Source organism: Azospirillum sp. VT-I1 (genome assembly GCF_055698305.1).
Window position 1 is genome coordinate 238,878 of sequence record NZ_CP168800.1, and the last position, 18,080, is coordinate 256,957.

Annotated in this window: 17 protein-coding genes; 10 read left to right on the forward strand and 7 right to left on the reverse strand. The window is 68.1% G+C overall.

Annotated elements, in window-relative coordinates:
* Positions 1 to 11 precede the first annotated feature (11 nt).
* From AB8P05_RS01090 to AB8P05_RS01100, 3 genes are all read right to left on the reverse strand, one after another.
* On the reverse strand, positions 12 to 428 hold the full coding sequence (locus AB8P05_RS01090) for a winged helix-turn-helix domain-containing protein (protein WP_455171477.1): 417 nt from the start codon (positions 426 to 428) through the stop codon (positions 12 to 14).
* Positions 429 to 445: 17 nt separating this feature from the next.
* A complete protein-coding gene (locus AB8P05_RS01095) occupies positions 446 to 1,486 on the reverse strand; it encodes a PLP-dependent cysteine synthase family protein (RefSeq protein ID WP_472758469.1) in 1,041 nt (346 codons plus the stop codon).
* Positions 1,487 to 1,673: 187 nt separating this feature from the next.
* A complete protein-coding gene (locus AB8P05_RS01100; RefSeq protein WP_472758470.1) occupies positions 1,674 to 3,362 on the reverse strand; it encodes a methyl-accepting chemotaxis protein in 1,689 nt (562 codons plus the stop codon).
* A 231-nt stretch (positions 3,363 to 3,593) separates the two neighbouring features.
* Here AB8P05_RS01100 and AB8P05_RS01105 point away from each other — a divergent pair, with 231 nt between their 5' ends.
* Positions 3,594 to 4,325: a DUF6065 family protein gene (locus AB8P05_RS01105; RefSeq protein WP_472758471.1), complete on the forward strand. Its 732-nt coding sequence runs from the start codon at positions 3,594 to 3,596 to the stop codon at positions 4,323 to 4,325.
* Here the strand turns inward: AB8P05_RS01105 and gmk are convergent, their stop codons facing one another.
* Positions 4,326 to 4,931: a guanylate kinase gene (gmk, locus tag AB8P05_RS01110; protein ID WP_472758472.1), complete on the reverse strand. Its 606-nt coding sequence runs from the start codon at positions 4,929 to 4,931 to the stop codon at positions 4,326 to 4,328.
* A gap of 63 nt (positions 4,932 to 4,994) precedes the next feature.
* Positions 4,995 to 5,861: a YicC/YloC family endoribonuclease gene (locus AB8P05_RS01115; RefSeq protein WP_472758473.1), complete on the reverse strand. Its 867-nt coding sequence runs from the start codon at positions 5,859 to 5,861 to the stop codon at positions 4,995 to 4,997.
* Positions 5,862 to 6,002: 141 nt separating this feature from the next.
* On the opposite strand from AB8P05_RS01115, the gene AB8P05_RS01120 reads away from it, so the two are divergent.
* Complete coding sequence (locus tag AB8P05_RS01120) at positions 6,003 to 6,788, forward strand: SDR family NAD(P)-dependent oxidoreductase (protein ID WP_472758474.1); 786 nt, start codon at positions 6,003 to 6,005, stop codon at positions 6,786 to 6,788.
* A gap of 10 nt (positions 6,789 to 6,798) precedes the next feature.
* Here AB8P05_RS01120 and AB8P05_RS01125 read toward each other — a convergent pair whose 3' ends face one another.
* Positions 6,799 to 8,085 carry an EAL domain-containing protein gene (locus tag AB8P05_RS01125; RefSeq protein WP_472758475.1) on the reverse strand — a complete coding sequence of 429 codons (1,287 nt, stop codon included), beginning with the start codon at positions 8,083 to 8,085 and terminating at the stop codon, positions 6,799 to 6,801.
* A 316-nt stretch (positions 8,086 to 8,401) separates the two neighbouring features.
* The gene (rnd, locus tag AB8P05_RS01130; RefSeq protein WP_472758476.1) at positions 8,402 to 9,592 is read right to left on the reverse strand and encodes a ribonuclease D; all 1,191 of its coding nucleotides are present in this window, start codon (positions 9,590 to 9,592) and stop codon (positions 8,402 to 8,404) included.
* A gap of 376 nt (positions 9,593 to 9,968) precedes the next feature.
* Here rnd and aspS point away from each other — a divergent pair, with 376 nt between their 5' ends.
* The 8 genes from aspS (at position 9,969) to AB8P05_RS01170 (ending at position 18,050) form a co-directional block, all read left to right on the forward strand.
* Positions 9,969 to 11,795, forward strand: coding sequence for an aspartate--tRNA ligase (aspS, locus tag AB8P05_RS01135; protein ID WP_472758477.1), 1,827 nt, complete (start codon positions 9,969 to 9,971; stop codon positions 11,793 to 11,795).
* 242 nt (positions 11,796 to 12,037) lie between these two features.
* Complete coding sequence (gene rpsB, locus AB8P05_RS01140) at positions 12,038 to 12,817, forward strand: 30S ribosomal protein S2 (protein ID WP_472758478.1); 780 nt, start codon at positions 12,038 to 12,040, stop codon at positions 12,815 to 12,817.
* Between the two features lie 133 nt (positions 12,818 to 12,950).
* A complete protein-coding gene (gene tsf / locus AB8P05_RS01145; RefSeq protein ID WP_455171487.1) occupies positions 12,951 to 13,883 on the forward strand; it encodes a translation elongation factor Ts in 933 nt (310 codons plus the stop codon).
* Positions 13,884 to 13,949: 66 nt separating this feature from the next.
* Positions 13,950 to 14,705, forward strand: coding sequence for a UMP kinase (gene pyrH / locus AB8P05_RS01150; protein ID WP_472758479.1), 756 nt, complete (start codon positions 13,950 to 13,952; stop codon positions 14,703 to 14,705).
* 40 nt (positions 14,706 to 14,745) lie between these two features.
* Positions 14,746 to 15,267: a ribosome recycling factor gene (gene frr / locus AB8P05_RS01155; RefSeq protein WP_455173045.1), complete on the forward strand. Its 522-nt coding sequence runs from the start codon at positions 14,746 to 14,748 to the stop codon at positions 15,265 to 15,267.
* Positions 15,268 to 15,273: 6 nt separating this feature from the next.
* Entirely contained in the window at positions 15,274 to 16,014 is a 741-nt protein-coding gene (locus AB8P05_RS01160; protein WP_472758480.1) for an isoprenyl transferase, read from the forward strand.
* Between the two features lie 84 nt (positions 16,015 to 16,098).
* On the forward strand, positions 16,099 to 16,851 hold the full coding sequence (locus AB8P05_RS01165) for a phosphatidate cytidylyltransferase (protein ID WP_472758481.1): 753 nt from the start codon (positions 16,099 to 16,101) through the stop codon (positions 16,849 to 16,851).
* Positions 16,842 to 18,050, forward strand: coding sequence for a 1-deoxy-D-xylulose-5-phosphate reductoisomerase (locus tag AB8P05_RS01170; protein WP_472758482.1), 1,209 nt, complete (start codon positions 16,842 to 16,844; stop codon positions 18,048 to 18,050). Before AB8P05_RS01165 ends, AB8P05_RS01170 begins: the two co-directional genes overlap by 10 nt.
* Positions 18,051 to 18,080 lie beyond the last annotated feature (30 nt).

The following is an 18,080-nucleotide window of genomic DNA, read 5'->3' on the forward strand; positions in this document are numbered from 1 at the left end:
TGGGGCGGTCCTCACTCCGCCCCGCAACCCGGCTTCAGCCCCGGATCGTTGGCGAAGCTGCCGTCGTCCGCCCGCTTGTCCGCGCCATAGTCCGGGGCGGTCGCGGCCTCCAGCGCCGCCAGCCGGTGGGCGGTCGCCACATGGGCTTCGCGCTCGACGGCGCGGTAATGGTCGATGACCTCTTCGCCGAAGGGGGTCAGCACCGTGCCGCCGCCCTGCTTGCCGCCCACCGCGGCGCTGACCACCGGCTCGCGGAAGATGCGGTTCATGTCGTCCACCAGCAGCCAGGCCCGGCGATAGGACATGTTCAGCGCACGCCCGGCGGCGGAGATGGAGCCGGTCTCGCGGATCCGCTCCAGCAGCATGATCTTGCCGGGGCCGATCGAACCGCCGCTGTCGAAGTCGATGCGGATCCGCATGCGCGTCATCGCCGCGTTTCCCTCCGTCACCGCTCCGCGGTCTCCAGCCCGTCGCCGCTCCAGGCGCCGGTGCGGAAGAAGCCGTCGATCCGCTCGCGCCAGGGGCCGATGTCCAGCCCCGCCGAGGCCAGCCAGTCGGGATTGAAGTAGGTGCCCATATAGCGGTCGCCGGGGTCGCAGATCAGGGTGGCGACGCTGCCCTGCCGGCCGTCCCGCACCATCTCCGCGATCAGCTGGATCGAACCGACCAGATTGGTGCCGGTGGAGCCGCCGCAGGCCCGGCCCAGCCGCTCGCGCAGCACCCAGACGGCGGCGATGCTGGCGGCGTCCGGCACGCGGATCATGCGGTCGATCACCGTCGGCTGGAAGGACGGCTCGACCGTCGGCCGCCCGATGCCTTCGATGCCGGACCCGCGGCCGACATCGGCCTTCGGGTTGTCGTCGCGGAAGCCTTCGAAGAAGGCCGAATGCTCCGGATCGGCGACGCAGATGCGGGTCGGCAGCCGGCGATAGCGGACATAGCGCCCGAACGTGGCGGAGGTGCCGCCGGTGCCTGCGCCGCAGACGATCCAGTCCGGCACCGGGTGCGGCTCCTGCGCCAGCTGTTCGAAGATCGACTGGGCGATGTTGTTGTTGCCGCGCCAGTCGGTCGCCCGCTCGGCATAGGTGAACTGGTCCATGAAATGGCCGTTGCAGGCCTGGGCCAGCCGCTGCGCCTCGGCGCAGACCTCCGCCGCGCGCTCCACCATATGGCAGCGGCCGCCGTAGAACTCGATCTGCGCGATCTTGGCCGGGGAGGTGTTGCGCGGCACCACCGCGACGAAGGGCAGGTCGAGCAGCTGGGCGAAATAGGCTTCCGACACGGCGGTGGAGCCCGACGACGCCTCGATCACCGTGGTGCCCTCGCGCACCCAGCCGTTGCAGATGGCGTAGAGGAACAGCGACCGCGCCAGCCGGTGCTTCAGGCTGCCCGTCGGGTGGGTCGACTCGTCCTTCAGGTAGAGCGTGATCCCCGGTGCCGACGGGATCGGCAGCCGCAGCAAATGGGTGTCGGCGGACCGGTTCACGTCCGCTTCGATGCGGCGGAGCGCCTCGTCGAGCCAGCGGCGGCGGGTGGTCGTCCGGCAGGCGGCGGAGGGGAGGGGGAGGTCATGAAGTCCCGTGTGGCAGCGGATCGCAGGACACAATCCATAGCGCGGATTGTCGCGGATTGCATCCGGCGCGCGCCTCCCCGGGCGCGCGCCCTTCGGCGGCTCAGCCCTGGCGGATGCGGGCGACGAAGGCCGAAACCTCGGTCAGCATGCGGTCGGCACGCTCGCCCACCGCGCGGGCGGCGGCGGCGACCTCGGTGGAGGCCTGACCGGTGGCGGTGGCGTGGCTGCAGACCAGGTTCAGGCTGTCGGACACCGAGCTGACGCCCTGCGCCGCCTCGTTGACGTTCTGGCTGATGTCGCGGGTGGCGGCGCCCTGCTCCTCGATGGCGGCGGAGATGCTGGAGGCGACGTTGTTCACCGTTTCGATGGCGCCGCCGACCCCGCGCATCGCCTCCACCACCGACGAGGTGGCGTCGGTCATGGCGGCGATCTGCGCCTGCACGTCGTCGGTGGCCTTGGCGGTCTGGTTCGCGAGATTCTTCACCTCGCTGGCGACGACGGCGAAGCCCTTGCCGGCCTCGCCGGCGCGGGCGGCCTCGATGGTCGCGTTCAGCGCCAGCAGGTTGGTCTGCTCGGCGATGGAGCGGATCAGGTCGACCACCTCCACCGTGCGCCGGGCGACGCCGTCCAGCTGTTCGATCAGCGCATAGGTCCGGCGCACGTCCTCCACCGCGCGGGCGGAGCCGGTGGTGGATTCGGCGATCTGCTGGGCGATCTCGCGGATCGAGGCGGCCAGTTCCTCGGTGGCGCCGGCCACCGCCTGGACATTGCCCGAGGTGGTTTCCGCCGCGCGGGCGGCGCCGTCCATCAGGCGGGTGGTCTGCTCCGCCCCGCTGCTCATGGCGCCGGAGGTGTGGGTCAGCCGGCCGGCCGATTCGGCGACCGAACGGACCAGCCCGCCGACCGTGCTCTCGAACTCGTCGGCGAGGCGGGCCAGGGTGGCGCGGCGGGCCTGCTCGGCCTCATGCTCCAGGGCGGCATGGCGGCGGCGCAGGTCCTCCGCCTCGACGGCGCTGAGCCGCAGCGTCTCGACCGAGCGGGCGAGAGCGCCCACCTCGTCCCGGCGCTCCGTCCCGCCGACCTGGGTGGCGAGGTCGCCCTTGGCGATGCGGCCGGTGGCGGTGCTGATGCCGTCCAGCCCCTTGGAGATGCGCGACACCAGCCGGAAGCCGAACAGCCCCAGCAGCACCGACGCCACCAGCGTGACCACCAGCGTCTCAAGCAGCGTCCGGCGGAAGGCGGCATCGACGTCGTCGATGTAGACGCCGGTGCCGATCATCCAGCCCCACGGCTCGTAGATGGCGGCGAAGGCCAGCTTCGGCACGGGATCGCCGCCGCTGGCCTTGGGGAAGTTGTAGATCAGGAAGCCGTCGTTGGCCTTGGCCGAATCGATCAGCCCGCGGATCACCAGGACGCCGTTGCTGTCCTTGAAGTCGGCCAGCTTGCGGGTGCCTTCCAGATCGGCGCGCACGCCGTGGAAGACGTTGGTCCCGTCAAACTCGTAGCCGAACATGTATTCGCTGCCGAAGAAGCGGAGCGCGCGCAACGCGGCCTTGGCCTGTGTCTGCGCCTCCTCCCGGCTGAACTCGCCCTTGGCGGCGCGTGCGTCGTAGGACTTGATGATCGACAGCGAGGTCTGCACCACCGCCTGAATCGAGTTGCGGTATCCCTCGACCATGGTCTCGCGCTTGGACATCGCGGACCAGATGCCCGCCACCAGGATGGTGACGAGGAACAGCCCCAGAAGGATCAGGAGCTTCGCCTTGATGCTGTGAAGTTTATCGATCATCACCCTGTTCCACCCCACACGCGTGACTCGCCTACGGCCGGATCCTCCCGGCTCATTGCGACCCGCTAAATGATTAATCCCTAATGGAATGTGCCTCTCATACTGGAGTATTGTGCGTTGATGCAATCCCCAACCCGAAGATAGGGATAACCCGGATCGGCTATTGATCGGTTGTGATCATCGCTATCCGCCGGGTTACGCCGCGCGGGGAAGTCTGGCAGGATCGGCACCATGACTCTGATCGCCTATCCGCTATCGGGTGCCATGCCCGACATCCGCCCGGCGCGCCCGACGCGCGACTGGATCGACGCACTGCCGGAGCAGTACGGCTACCGTTGCCTGCCGCTGAACATCGCCAGCATGCACGGGTGGGAGGTCTGCTGCCCGGTGCGGGTGACGGCGGTCTGGGATGGCGGCGTCGGGGTCGAGGCCATCGCCGTCACCGCCGACGAACCGCATCCGCTGCTGCCGGCCAGCCATTTCGGCAGCGGGGTGCTGACCTTCCATGTCGCCGCCCTGTTCCGGACGCCGCCGGGAGTCAACCTGATGGTCACCGGGCCGCTGAACCACCCCAAGCACGGGATCCTCGGCCTGTCGGGCATCATCGAGACCGACTGGTCGCCCTATCCCTTCACCATGAACTGGAAATTCACCGCGCCCGGAGTGCCGGTGACCTGGGAAAAGGGGGAGCCTTTCGCACACCTGATGCCGGTGCAGCGCGGACTGGTGGAAAGCCTGGAGCCGGAAGTCCGCGATCTCGACAGCGATCCGGAGACGGCGGCGCAGTACCGTGCCTGGGTCGCCTCGCGCAGCCAGTTCAACACCGACCTGCAGACTCCCGGCAGCGCCGCGGCGCAGGAGCGCTGGCAGAAGGGCTATTACCGCGGCAAGAGGCCGGACGGCAGCGACGGCCCGCCCGGCCATGAGATCAAGGTCCGGGCGAAGCCGTTTCCCATCAAGTGACTACAGCGTGTCCTGGATGCTGCGCACGAACTCCGGCAGGCCGACCTGACGGCGGCGGCGCAGCCGCTCGGCCCGCAGGATCGACTCCACCGCGGCAATGCTCTCGTCCACGTCGTGGTTGACGATGACGTAGTCGTATTCCGGCCAGTGGCTGATCTCGTTGGACGCCTTGGCCATGCGGTTGGCGATGACCTCCTCCGAATCCTGGCCGCGGCCGCGCAGGCGGCGCTCAAGCTCGCTCACCGTCGGCGGCAGGACGAAGACGCTGACCAGATCGTCGCGGGCGTTCTGCGCCAGCTGCTGCGCGCCCTGCCAGTCGATGGCGAACAGCACGTCGCGGCCGGCGCCCAGCGCATCCTCCACCGCCACGCGCGGCGTGCCGTAGCAGTTGCCGAAGACGCGGGCATGCTCCAGCAGGTCGCCGGTCTCCGCCATGCGGTCGAAGCGCTGCTGGTCGATGAAGTAATAGTCCGTCCCCTCGACCTCGCCGGGGCGCATCGCGCGCGTGGTCACCGACACCGACATGGTGATGCCGGAATCACGCTCCAGCAGGCCGCGGGCGATGGTGGTCTTGCCGGCGCCCGACGGGGAGGACAGCACCAGCATCAGGCCGCGCCGGTGGATCAGGGGGTGTTGGTCGCAGCCATGGCGCTCACTCGGTGTTGATGGTTACTCGATGTTCTGGACCTGCTCGCGAAGCTGCTCGATCGACGCCTTCAGCGACAGGCCGATGCGGGTCAGTTCGACATCCGCCGACTTGGAGCACAGGGTGTTGGCCTCGCGGTTGAACTCCTGGCACAGGAAGTCGAACCGGCGGCCGATGGCGCCGCCTTCCGCCATCAGGTCGCGCGCCGCCTGGATGTGGGCGCGCAGGCGGTCCAGCTCTTCCCGCACGTCGGCCTTGCCGATCAGGATGGCGGCCTCCTGGGCCAGCCGGTCCTCCGACAGGGCGGGGAAGGAGCCGAGGATGGCCGCGACCTGGGCGCGCAGCTTCTCGCGCAGCGCGTCCGGCTGGGTGGAGGCGCAGGCCGACGCCGCGTCCACCAGCCGGGCGATCTCGTCGAGATGGCCGTTCAGCACCTCGGCGATGCGCGCACCCTCGGCGAGGCGGTTGACCACCAGCTGGTCGACCAGCTTGGCGAGGTCGGCCTTCAGCGCCGATTCGACGCGCTCGCGCGCCTCCGTCTCGTCCTCTTCCACCGGCTCGATGATGCCGCGGACGGCCAGCAGCGAATCCAGCCGCGGCGGGGCGGCGCCTGCCCCCTCGATCTCGCGGGCGAGGTCCAGCACCTGGGCCAGAAGTTCCCGGTTGATGCGGAGCTGCGACACCGCCTGGGCGCGGTTGACGGTCAGCGTCAGGTTGACGTTGCCGCGGGCCAGCCGCTTCGGCAGCTCGGCCCTCGCCACCGCCTCGACGCTGTCGAAGCCCGACGGCAGGCGGCAGCGCAGATCCAGGCTGCGGCCGTTGACGCTCTTGGCCTCGAAGGTCCAGGAATAGCCGTCGCCGTGCCCGTCGACGCGTGCGAAACCGGTCATGCTGGCAATGACGGGGCGATGGGCGGGCAAAGGCGGCCTCACTTGAAAAGCGGTGTCGGTTGGTGTCGTGCTTATAAACGCGACATGAACCTACAACAAGCTTGGCGCCAGACCTGGACCGAGAAGCAGGCCGGAGATTCCATGAAGCAGCCGCGTTCCACTCCCCGCTCCGCCCCCAATTCCATCGTCATCACCGGCGCCTCCAGCGGCATCGGCGAAGCGCTGGCGCTCCTCTATGCCGCTCCCGGCGTGGCGCTGGCCCTGACCGGCCGCGACTCCGCGCGGCTGGAGGCGGTGGCGCAGCGCTGCCGCGCCGCCGGCGCCCGGGTGGACGCCGCAGTGATCGACGTGGCGGACCGGGCGGCGATGGCGGACTGGCTGGCGCGGGTCGATGCCGCCGATCCGGTCGACCTGCTGATCGCCAATGCCGGCATGTCGGCCGGCACCGGCGACGGCGGCGAGACGGAGGAGCAGGCCCGGCGCATCCTGGCGGTGAACATCGACGGCGTACTGAACAGCATCCATCCGCTGCTGCCGGCGATGCGGGCGCGGCGGCGCGGACAGATCGCGCTGATGGCCTCGCTGGCCGGCTTCCGCGGCCTTCCCGGCGCACCGGCCTATTGCGCCAGCAAGGCGATGGTGCGGGTCTATGGCGAGGCGTTGCGCGGCGATCTGGCCGGGGAGGGGATCGGCGTGTCGGTCATTTGCCCCGGCTTCGTCAAGAGCCGCATGACGGCGGTGAACCGCTTCCCCATGCCCTTCCTGATGGAGACCGACGCCGCCGCCCGCGTCATCCGCCGCGGACTGGAGCGCAACGCGGCGCGCATCGCCTTTCCCTGGCCGATGATGGCCGCGGTCTGGCTGCTGGCGCTGCTGCCGCCCTCCTGGACCGACGGACCGCTGCGCCGCGCCCCGCGCAAGCCGTGAGCGCCGCCCTTCAATCCACCTTGGCGTGGGCGATGGCCTCGCGGACGCTGACGCCCTTGCGCATGATGTTGTCCACCGCGCGGCCCTGGACCAGGTTGATGCCCATCTTGTGGGCATAGACCAGGCTGGAGACGCTGTCGCAGCGCGCCAGGATGAATTTGCAGCGGTCCTGTTCGGCGATGCGGTCGCGGAAATACTTCTCGAAGGACGGGTCCATCTCCAGCATGTCGTTGGACCAGAAGATCTTGGCGTAGTCCGCGTTCAGGTATTCCAGGTCGAAGTTCGTCACCCAGAACGGGTTCAGCCCGTCCACCGCGATCTGGTAGCGGCGGTCCTGGGCGAACTCCACCACCTCGTTGAACAGCGACAGGTTTTCGATCAGGTCGCCCTTAGACACCTCCAGCACCACCTGCCCGCGGAAATCGATGGGCAACCGTTCGTCGAACTTCACGAAGCCGGTGGAGATGACGGTGGACAGGTTGATGTTGATGCCGATCCGCCGCCCGCGCATGAAGCTGAGGCCGTGGTTCAACGCCCGCAGGACCGACTGGTCGAGGTTGGCGGTGAAATAGTTGAACAGCCACTTGTTGGCGGTGATGTCGTAATCGGGGCAGAGCCGCTCCTGAAGCAGCTTGATGGAGATGTAAAGCTCGTAATACTCCATGTCCGCATCGCCGCTGCCGATGTTGGCGATGCCCTGGTTGAACAGGAAGGGCGACAGGTCGAACATCTGCATGGAGCGTTCGAGCTTGCCCAGCTCCTCCAGCGTGATCGGCGGCTTGGTCTCGGTGACGTGGCTGCCGGTCTCGTTCGCCTGCAGTTCCTCGATGAAACGGATGACGTTGATGAAGTTCAACGCCAGTTCCATGATCGAGTAGAGCGAATATTCCTTGTAGGGGTTCGGTCCGGTCAGCGTCGTCTTGGACAGGAAGACCTGCTCCACCGTCTGGCAGACGTCGGTGACGCCGGTCAGCTTCAGCCCCTTGTAGAGGATGATGACGTCGCCGTTGGAGATGTTGAAGGATTGCAGGTAGGAGGCCTTGGTCGCGAGTTCCTGGATGATGGAACGCACCATCATCTGGCTGGTCGGGTCGCGGTCCTTCAGCAAGGACAGGTGCATGTGGATCAGCCGCATGCCCTGAAGTTCGTTCTTCGCCGACCGCAGCAGGTTCAGGAGCTTGTCGTTGTCGAATTCCGGCTTCTGGTCCTTGGCGGCGGCGACGGCGGCCTGCTTTTCCGTGGTGGAAAGCCGGACACGGTCCCGTCCAACCGGTGGTCTGCCGCCAAACCTGCTCATACGATGTTCACTCCCACAACAAGCGTCACGCCTGCCAACCACCCATGTCCCCGGCCGCTCGTTGCTCGGCAGCCTTGTCATCCGGTCCGGTGCCTTGTGCCCGGCCGGAACTGCGGCTCCGCAGCCGCCGGGAAGCCGGCGAATCATGCGAAGCCGAACCGATTTTAACGGTAACTTTCTTTAAAAAGCCCTTAAGGCCGCGGTCCGGACGGGCCTGCGTCACGACCGCGGCAAAGGCTTTTCAAAAGCGCCCCAAGGGCTCCCCAAAGGGTCCCAAAGGGCGCCGGGGTCATCGAAGCGACGCCATCCGGAAAGGTCAAGTTTCCGAATCGACCGGTGCGGCGGAGGGGCGCGGTTCGCCTGCGGGAACGATGCGGACGCGGCGGTCGATGACCGCAAGACCGATCTTTCCGTGCTTCAGGGCGAGCGCATCGTTGCCGAACAGCTCGCGCCGCCAACCGTGCATCGCCGGAATGTCCGCGGCGTCGTCGGCGGCCAGCGCCTCCAGCTCGGCGGCCGAGGCCACCAGCTTCGCCGCGACATTGTTCTCGTCGCATTTCATCTTCAGCAGAACACGCAGAAGCTCGACGATCGGCTGCAGGCCGGGCGGCGGTTCCTCGCGCGGCTCGACACGGGGCAGGGCGCTGTCGGGCAGGTCCAGTCCCGCCTGCACCGCGGCCAGCACGTCGGCACCCTGCCGCCCCTCGGCGAAGCCGCGGCCCAGCCCGCGGGTGCGGGCGAGGTCGTCCACCGTGGTGGGGGCGTGTGCGGCGATCTCCAGCAGGGCCTCGTCGCGCAGCACGCGGGAACGCGGCTGGTCGCGGCGCTGGGCCTCGCGCTCGCGCCACGCCGCCAGCTCCTTCAGGATCGCCATGAAGCGCGGCTTGTTGGTGCGCACCTTCAGCCGCAGGTAGGAGCTTTCCGGATCGACCTGATATGTGGCCGGATCGGTGAGGATCGCCATCTCCTCCTCCAGCCAGTGCGAGCGGCCGGAACGGGCGAGGCGGCGCTTCAGCTTCTCGTAGGCCGGGCGCAGGTGGATGACGTCGGACAGGGCGTAGGTCAGCTGCCGCTCGGTCAGCGGGCGGTGGGACCAGTCGGTGAAGCGGCTGGACTTGTCGATGCGGGCGCCGGCCAGCTTGGTCACCAGCGTCTCGTAGCCGACGCTCTCGCCGAAGCCGCAGACCATCGCCGCAACCTGGGTGTCGAACAGCGGGTGCGGGATCTGGCCGGACAGGTGCCAGAAGATCTCCACGTCCTGGCGGGCGGCGTGGAAGACCTTCAGGATCGACGGGTCGCTCATCAGCGCGAACAGCGGCGCCAGGTCGATGCCTTCGGCCAGCGGATCGATGGCGACCGCGCCGTCGGGTCCGCCGATCTGGACGAGGCACAATTGCGGCCAATAGGTCTTTTCCCGCAGGAACTCGGTGTCGACCGTGATGTAGTCGGCCCCGGCCAGCGACTGACAGAAGGCCTGGAGGGCGTCGGTTGTCGTGATGAGCGTCATGGTTGCTTCATACACGACCGAACGGGTGCTTGAAAGTCCGCCGAAGCGCCGGGCGGCCACGCGTTCGCGAAAGGCGCGCGGCGGCGGCGGGGCAGGGGCGTCGCAGGGGCGTCGCGGTTGGCGTTTTCTTCCCGCTCTTAGCGACGCGCGGCAACGGTGCTAAACTGTGGGTAGGCGGACGGCGGGGCGGCGGGAAGGCGGTGTTGAACAGGTGAACAGGGCGGCGGAAAGCGTTTCACGGTGTTCCAAACGTTCCATTGCGGCCGCCGCGCCCGCAAGCTCCACCCTATCGCGGCTTGACTTTCGCGCGCGTCCGGTGTGGTGTGTCGGACCGCTTTTTCCGCCGGAATCCGACCTTTTCAAGGTGTTTCGACCCATGCACCCCTACCGCACGCACACCTGCGGCCAGCTTCGTGAAGAGAATGCCGGTGAGACCGTCCGCCTGTCGGGCTGGATGAACCGGAAGCGCGACCATGGACAGCTGCTGTTCATCGACCTGCGCGACCATTACGGCCTGACGCAGTGCGTGGTCGATACCTCCAACCCGGCCTTCGAGGTCGCCAACCGGCTGAAGCTGGAATCGGTCATCACCGTCACCGGCAAGGTGGTGAAGCGCACGGCCGAGACCATCAACGACAAGCTGCCCACCGGCCGCATCGAGCTGCAGATCGCCGAACTCACCGTGGAAGGCGAGGCGGAGCAGATCCCGCTGCAGGTCAACCAGGACACGGATGCCGGCGAGGACGTGCGCCTGCGCTACCGCTTCCTCGACCTGCGCCGCGAGCGCATCCACGAGAACATCATGCTGCGCTCGCGCGTGATCGCCTCGGCGCGCCGCCGCATGATCGACCAGGGCTTCACCGAGTTCCAGACGCCGATCCTCACCGCGTCCTCGCCGGAAGGCGCCCGCGACTATCTGGTGCCCAGCCGCAACCATCCCGGCAAGTTCTACGCCCTGCCGCAGGCGCCGCAGCAGTTCAAGCAGCTGCTGATGGTCGCCGGCTTCGACCGCTACTTCCAGATCGCTCCCTGCTTCCGCGACGAGGATGCCCGCGCCGACCGTAGCCCGGGCGAGTTCTACCAGCTCGATTTCGAGATGTCCTTCGTCACCCAGGAGGACGTCTTCGCCGCCATCGAGCCGGTTCTGCACGGCATCTTCGACGAGTTCGGCAGCTTCCGCCGCGACTCGAAGCCGGCCATCGACGGGCTGCCCTTCCGCCGCATCTCCTACGCCGAGTCGATGCTGAAGTACGGCAACGACAAGCCGGACCTGCGCAATCCGCTGGTCATCACCGACGTGACCGAGGTGTTCAAGCGCGACGACGTGGAATTCCGCGCCTTCAAGCAGACGCTTGAGAAGGGCGGCGTCGTCCGCGCCATCCGCGCGCCGAAGGTCTCCGACCGTCCGCGCAGCTTCTTCGACAAGCTGAACGACTGGGCCCGCGGCCTCGGCGCCCCCGGTCTCGGCTACATCATCGTCGAAGGCGGCGCCGGCAAGGGTCCGATCGCCAAGTTCGTGCCGGAAGCCGCCCAGGCTCAGCTGCGGGAACTGGCCGGCCTGGAAGACGGCGACGCGATCTTCTTCGTCTGCGACCAGCCCGGCCCGGCGGCCAAGCTGGCCGGTCTCGCCCGCACCCGCATCGGCGAGGAGCTGGATCTGATCGAGAAGAACGCCTTCCGCTTCTGCTGGATCGTCGACTTCCCGATGTACGAGCTGGACGAGGAGACCAACAAGGTCATCTTCAGCCACAACCCGTTCTCCATGCCCCAGGGCGGCCTGAAGGCGCTGGAGACGATGAACCCGCTCGACATCAAGGCCTACCAGTACGACATCGTCTGCAACGGCGTGGAGCTGTCTTCGGGCGCCATCCGCAACCATCTGCCGGAAGTGATGTACAAGGCCTTCGAGATCGCCGGCTATCCGCCGGAGGAGCTGGAAGCCCGATTCGGCGGCATGCTGAGCGCGTTCAAGCTGGGCGCCCCGCCGCACGGCGGCTCGGCTCCGGGCATCGACCGCATCGTCATGCTGCTGGCCGACGAGCCGAACATCCGCGAGGTCATCGCCTTCCCGCTGAACCAGCGGGCCGAAGACCTGCTGATGCAGGCTCCGGCGCCGGTCGACACCGCCCGCCTGCGCGAATTGCATCTGAAGCTCGACCTGCCCAAGCCGAAGGTGGCGGCTCCGTCGGCGCCGCAGGCGTAAAGAGCAGCGTCGGCCGCTGTTCTGCGAATTGGTGAAAAGGCCATCCGGACGCAGGTCCGGGTGGCCTTTTTCCTTGTCAACATACGCGCGCGGGGCTATGTAAGCGCCGTCGTCAAAACCTCACGCGGGCTGGCGGACCCTCGGCTTTACCCCGATGGCCCGATCCGGTGTCTTGGGCCATGGACTCCATGCGCACTCGACAATGCCCGCGGCGGAGCAACCGGAAAAAGGGATTTTTCCACATGACCATGCCCACCTTCACCATGCGCCAGCTGCTGGAAGCCGGTGTCCACTTCGGTCACCACACCCGCCGCTGGAACCCGAAGATGAACCAGTACATCTTCGGCGTCCGCAATGGCGTGCACATCATCGATCTCGAGCAGACCGTCCCGATGCTGCACCGCGCCCTGCAGGCCGTGCGTGACGTCGTTGCCGGCGGCGGCCGCGTCCTGTTCGTCGGCACCAAGCGCCAGGCGCAGGAGCGTATCGCCGAGGCTGCCGCCAAGTGCGGCCAGTACTACGTCAACCACCGCTGGCTCGGCGGCATGCTGACCAACTGGAAGACCATCTCCCAGTCGATCAAGCGCCTGCGCGAGATGGAAGAGCGTCTGGCTGGCGACACCTCGGGCCTGACCAAGCGCGAAGTGCTGGAGCTGACCCGCGAGCGCGACAAGCTGGAGCGTGCGCTGGGCGGCATCAAGGAGATGGGCGGCCTGCCGGACGTCATCTTCATCATCGACACCAACAAGGAGTCGATCGCGGTCAAGGAAGCCAACAAGCTGGGCATCCCGGTCATCGCGGTTCTCGACAGCAACTCCGATCCGGACGGCGTGGCCTTCCCGATCCCCGGCAACGACGACGCGCTGCGCGCCATCGAGCTGTACTGCGACCTGACGGTCGGCGCCGTGCTTGACGGCCTGCAGGCCGAGATGAGCGCCGCCGGCATCGACGTCGGCGCCGCCGAGGACGCCCCGGCCGAGCAGCTGCCGGAGGAAGAGACCGCCGAGACCGCCCAGGCCTGACCCTGACGGTTCAAGGGCAGCCGGGCCTTATGACCTATGGCCCGGCTGCCTTTTTTATGGGTTGCCACCCGTTTTGACTTTGTGACTCAATCCGATCCGCCTGCCGGATCGCTTGGAAGGAAGAGGGCGCAACATGGCCGAGATTACCGCCTCGCTCGTCAAGGAACTGCGCGAGAAGACCGGCGCGGGCATGATGGATTGCAAGAAGGCGCTGAACGAGACGCAGGGCGACCTCGAGGGCGCCGTTGACTGGCTGCGCAAGAAGGGCCTCGCCGCCGCCGCCAAGAAGTCTGGCCGCGTCGCCGCCGAGGGTCTGGTCGCCGTCGCCACCGCCGGCACCAAGGGCGCCGTCGTCGAGGTGAACGCCGAGACCGACTTCGTCGCCCGCAACGACAAGTTCCAGGCTTTCGCCGCCAAGGCCGCCGAGCTGGCCCTGACGAGCGCCGGCGACGTCGAGGCCCTGAAGGCCGCGACCTATCCGGGCACCTCGCACACCGCCCAGGACGAGCTGACCAGCCTGATCGCCACGGTCGGCGAGAACATGAACCTGCGCCGCGCCGTCACCCTGTCGGTCTCGGCCGGTGTCGTCGTCAGCTACGTCCACTCGGCCATCGCGCCGGGCCTGGGCAAGATCGGCGTCCTGGTCGCCCTGGAGTCGACCGGCGATGCCGCCAAGCTGGCCGATCTCGGCAAGCAGATCGCCATGCACATCGCCGCCGCCCGTCCGGACGCGCTGGACATCGCCGACGTCGACAGCTCGTCGCTGGAGCGTGAGCGCAACGTGCTGGCCGAGCAGGCCCGCGCGTCGGGCAAGCCGGAAGCCATCATCGAGAAGATGGTCGAAGGCCGCGTCCGCAAGTACTACGAGGAAGTCTGCCTGCTCGAGCAGACCTACGTGATCGACGGCGAGACCAAGGTCCGCAAGGTGGTGGAGAACGCCGCCAAGGACATCGGCGCTCCGGTCAAGGTCACGGCCTTCACCCGCTTCGCGCTGGGCGAGGGCATCGAGAAGGCCCAGTCGGACTTCGCCGCCGAAGTCGCCGCCGCCGCCGGCGGTCAGGGCTGAGACCGGTAAGGTCGAACGCTTAGGTCCGCAAGCCGCATTCCGAAACAGCAAGGGAGCGTTCCCCCCATGGTCGAAACCACCGGGACCACCGCGCCGGCCGAGGGCGTCCGCTACAAGCGCGTCCTCCTCAAGGTGTCGGGCGAGGCGCTGATGGGTCAGCGCGACTATGGTCTGGACCCGGAGATGGTGAACCGCATCGCCAGCGAGGTGAAGGCGGTCATCGCGCTCGGCGTCCAGGTCTGTCTGGTCATCGGCGGGGGGAACATCTTCCGGGGTGTGAAGGGTGCGGCGAGCGGCATGGAGCGTGCCTCGGCCGACTATATCGGCATGCTCGCCACCGTGATGAACGCGCTCTCGATGCAGAGCGCGCTCGAACGGATGGGCGTCAGCACGCGGGTGCAGTCGGCCATCCCCATGTCGACGGTCTGCGAGCCCTATATCCGGCGCCGCGCCGTTCGCCACATGGAAAAGGGCCGGGTGGTGATCTTCGCCGCCGGCACCGGCAACCCCTTCTTCACGACCGACACCGCCGCGGCGCTGCGCGCCTCGGAAATGGGCTGCGACGGTCTGCTGAAGGGGACGCAGGTCGACGGCGTCTACACCGCCGATCCGAAGAAGGATCCGACGGCCCAGCATTACGAACGCCTCACCTACATGGATGTCCTGACCAAGGAACTGCAGGTGATGGACGCTTCGGCGATCGCGCTGTCGCGCGAGAACCACATTCCCATCCTGGTCTTCTCGATCCACACGCCCGGCGCCTTCGCCGAAGTGATGCAGGGCCGTGGCAAGCACACCATTATAACGGAAGAAAGGGAGTAGGCCCGTGGCTGCGCCCGACCTATCGGATCTGAAGCGCCGCATGGAAGGCGCGCTTGAATCGTTTCGCAAGGAACTGGGCGGTCTGCGCACCGGCCGCGCCTCGTCCAACCTGCTCGAACCGGTGATGGTGGAGGCCTATGGCAGCCGCATGCACCTGCGCGAGGTCGCGACGGTCTCCGTTCCGGAGCCGCGCCTGATCTCGGTCCAGGTGTGGGACCGCGGCATGACCAAGGCGGTCGAGAAGGCCATCCGCGACAGCGGCCTGGGCCTGAACCCGCAGGCCGAAGGCCAGGTCATCCGCGTGCCGCTGCCCGACCTGACGCAGGAGCGCCGCGCCGAACTGGCGAAGGTCGCCCACAAGTACGCCGAGCAGTGCCGCGTCGCCATCCGCAACATCCGCCGCGACGGCATGGACGGCCTGAAGAAGGCCGAGAAGGCCAGCGAGATCACCCAGGACGAGCACAAGGTCCAGGCGGACAAGGTGCAGGTCCTGACCGACCAGCACATCAAGATGGTCGACGACTCGCTTGCGCAAAAAGAAAAGGAAATCATGCAGGTCTGATCCGGAATGCGCGACGCGGACGACAACCGGTCCAACACGGCTCCCGCGCACGTCGCCATCATCATGGATGGCAACGGGCGTTGGGCCAAGGCGCGCGGCCTGCCGCGCACCGCCGGTCACAAGAAGGGCGTGGACGCCGTCCGCCGCACCGTGGAAGCGGCGCGCGAACTTGGCATCGGCACTCTGACGATCTTCAGCTTCTCTTCGGAGAACTGGCGGCGGCCGGAAGAGGAGGTCAGCGACCTGATGGGTCTGCTGCGCTTCTATCTGCGCAGCGAGGTCGCCGAACTGCACCGGGCGGGCATCCGCCTGCGGGTGATCGGCGACCGCGGTCGGCTGTCCGAGGACATCAACCGTCTGATCGGCAACGCGGAAGACCTGACCCGCGACAACCGCGTGATGACGCTGGTCGTCGCCCTCAGCTACGGTTCGCGGCTGGAGATCGTCCATGCCGCCCGCCGGCTGGCGGAGGAGGTCGCGGCCGGGCGCCTGTCGCCCGACGCCATCGACGAGGACGCCCTGTCGGCCCGGCTCTACACCGCCGACATTCCCGACCCCGACCTGATCATCCGCACCAGCGGCGAGAAGCGGATCAGCAATTTCCTGCTGTGGCAGGCGGCCTATGCCGAGCTGGTCTTCGTTGACACGCTCTGGCCCGATTTCACCAAGCGCGATCTGGAGGCGGCGATTGAAGAGTTCCACCGACGGGAACGCCGCTTCGGCGCCACCACCGCCGGGTCCCGCTGACGATCAGGCTCCGGGCTCGGCCGCCGCGCCGGTGACGCCTTCCAGGGCGGGGACCTGAAGGTCCGCGCCCTGTCGGCGCTTGTCATGGCGCCGGTCGTGCTGGGCGCCGTCTGGCTCGGCGGCTGGGTGTTCCATGCCCTCATCGCCTTCGGATCGGTGATGGCCGTTTCCGAATGGACCAACATCGTCCCCAGCGCCCGCCGCCTGCCGGCCCGCCTGATGGCGGCAATCGGCATCGCCGTCGCTCTGATGGCCCAGATCGCCGCCGGTCCGGCCGCGGGGCTGGGCGTCGCGGCGTCCTTTGCCGTCATGACGGCCATCGTCGGCGGCGGCAGCGATCGCGGCCTGCTCGGCTTCGGCGTTTTCTACGTCGCCGCCGGCATGGCGGGGCTCATCTGGCTGCGCGATCTTCCCGACGTCGGCCTCTCGCTGTTCCTCTTCGTCCTGTTCGCCATCTGGGCGACCGACATCGGCGCCTATGCCGCCGGCCGCAGCATCGGCGGGCCGAAGCTGGCGCCCCGGATCAGCCCGAAGAAGACCTGGGCCGGCCTGATCGGCGGCATGCTGTCCTCCGCCCTGTTCGGCTGGCTGGTGGCGCTTGCCTTCGACGCGGCGCGTCCGGACATCGCCATCCTGGTCGGTGCCGCGGTCGCGGTGGTCGGTCAGGCCGGCGACCTGTTCGAATCGGCGGTCAAGCGGCGCTACAACGTGAAGGACAGCGGCCAGCTCATCCCCGGGCACGGCGGCATCCTCGACCGCATCGACGGGCTTCTGGCCGCGGCCCCGGTGCTGGCCTTGTTCCACGCGGCCGTTGGAACGGTTCTCTCATGGTGGTGAAGGCGGAGGCGGCGCTGGGCGCGCCGCGCAGCGTGACGATCCTCGGCTCCACCGGTTCGGTCGGAACCCAGACCGTGGACCTCGTCGCCCGCGATCCGGAGCGCTTCCCGGTGGAGGCGCTGACCGCCAACCGCAACGTCGTCCTGCTGGCCAAACAGGCCCGCGACCTGCGAGCCCGGCTCGCCGTCGTCGCCGATCCCGCAGGCTATGCCGGGTTGAAGGACCTCCTGTCCGGCACCGGCATCGAGGTCGCCGCCGGTGCCGAGGCGGTCGTTGCCGCGGCCGAGCGCCCGGCCGACTGGGTGATGGCCGCCATCGTCGGCGCCGCCGGGCTGGAGCCGACGCTCGCCGCCGTGCGCCGCGGCGCCATTGTCGCCTTCGCCAACAAGGAGGTGCTGGTCTGCGCCGGCGCCCTGATGATGGAGGAGGTGAAGGCGCACGGCGCCACGCTGCTGCCGGTCGACAGCGAGCATTCCGCCATCTATCAGGTCTTCGATTTCGAGCGGACCGACAGCGTCGCCCGCCTGATCCTCACCGCGTCCGGCGGCCCGTTCCGCACCAGGGACCGCGCCTTCATGGCGGCGGCGACGCGCGAACAGGCGGTGGCCCACCCGACATGGGACATGGGCGCCAAGATCTCCGTCGACAGCGCCACCATGATGAACAAGGGGCTGGAGCTGATCGAGGCCCATTTCCTGTTCGGCATCCCGGAGGAGCGGATCGACGTCCTCGTCCATCCGCAATCGGTCATCCATTCGCTGGTCGAGTATGTCGACGGCTCCGTCCTGGCGCAGCTCGGCACGCCGGACATGCGCACGCCCATCGCCTACGCGCTCGGCTGGCCCGCCCGCATCGCCACCCCGGCGGAGCGGCTGGATCTGGTCAAGGCGGCGACGCTGACCTTCGAGGCGCCGGATCCCGTGCGATTCCCGGCACTTCGGCTGGCCCGGGCCGCCTTGCAAAGCGGTGGGGGCGCTCCTACTATACTCAGTGCCGCCAACGAGGTGGCTGTTCAGGCGTTTCTCGACCGCCGGATCGGCTTCCTCGACATCGAACGGATCGTCGAGGAGACGTTGACGGCGTTGCCCCACCGCCCGCTGCGCGATCTCGCCGCCGTGCGGGAGGCCGACGCGGACGCCAGGCGGGATGCCGCCGGCCGCATTCAGGCCATCGGTGCGACGGCGGTTGGCAGCCGATGATCCGCGTTCGAGGCGCTGGAAGGCGCAAGG

Excerpts from the sequence above, each read along its gene's own strand:
- AB8P05_RS01115 (WP_472758473.1), bottom strand. The coding sequence starts at position 5,861 with ATGACCGGTTTCGCACGCGTCGACGGGCACGGCGACGGCTATTCCTGG.
- AB8P05_RS01165 (WP_472758481.1), top strand. The coding sequence starts at position 16,099 with ATGGCGCCGGTCGTGCTGGGCGCCGTCTGGCTCGGCGGCTGGGTGTTC.
- AB8P05_RS01170 (WP_472758482.1), top strand. The coding sequence starts at position 16,842 with ATGGTGGTGAAGGCGGAGGCGGCGCTGGGCGCGCCGCGCAGCGTGACG.
- rpsB (WP_472758478.1), top strand. The coding sequence starts at position 12,038 with ATGACCATGCCCACCTTCACCATGCGCCAGCTGCTGGAAGCCGGTGTC.
- AB8P05_RS01160 (WP_472758480.1), top strand. The coding sequence starts at position 15,274 with ATGCGCGACGCGGACGACAACCGGTCCAACACGGCTCCCGCGCACGTC.
- rnd (WP_472758476.1), bottom strand. The coding sequence starts at position 9,592 with ATGACGCTCATCACGACAACCGACGCCCTCCAGGCCTTCTGTCAGTCG.
- AB8P05_RS01105 (WP_472758471.1), top strand. The coding sequence starts at position 3,594 with ATGACTCTGATCGCCTATCCGCTATCGGGTGCCATGCCCGACATCCGC.
- tsf (WP_455171487.1), top strand. The coding sequence starts at position 12,951 with ATGGCCGAGATTACCGCCTCGCTCGTCAAGGAACTGCGCGAGAAGACC.
- gmk (WP_472758472.1), bottom strand. The coding sequence starts at position 4,931 with ATGCTGGTGCTGTCCTCCCCGTCGGGCGCCGGCAAGACCACCATCGCC.
- AB8P05_RS01090 (WP_455171477.1), bottom strand. The coding sequence starts at position 428 with ATGACGCGCATGCGGATCCGCATCGACTTCGACAGCGGCGGTTCGATC.
- AB8P05_RS01125 (WP_472758475.1), bottom strand. The coding sequence starts at position 8,085 with ATGAGCAGGTTTGGCGGCAGACCACCGGTTGGACGGGACCGTGTCCGG.
- frr (WP_455173045.1), top strand. The coding sequence starts at position 14,746 with ATGGAAGGCGCGCTTGAATCGTTTCGCAAGGAACTGGGCGGTCTGCGC.
- aspS (WP_472758477.1), top strand. The coding sequence starts at position 9,969 with ATGCACCCCTACCGCACGCACACCTGCGGCCAGCTTCGTGAAGAGAAT.
- pyrH (WP_472758479.1), top strand. The coding sequence starts at position 13,950 with ATGGTCGAAACCACCGGGACCACCGCGCCGGCCGAGGGCGTCCGCTAC.
- AB8P05_RS01100 (WP_472758470.1), bottom strand. The coding sequence starts at position 3,362 with ATGATCGATAAACTTCACAGCATCAAGGCGAAGCTCCTGATCCTTCTG.
- AB8P05_RS01120 (WP_472758474.1), top strand. The coding sequence starts at position 6,003 with ATGAAGCAGCCGCGTTCCACTCCCCGCTCCGCCCCCAATTCCATCGTC.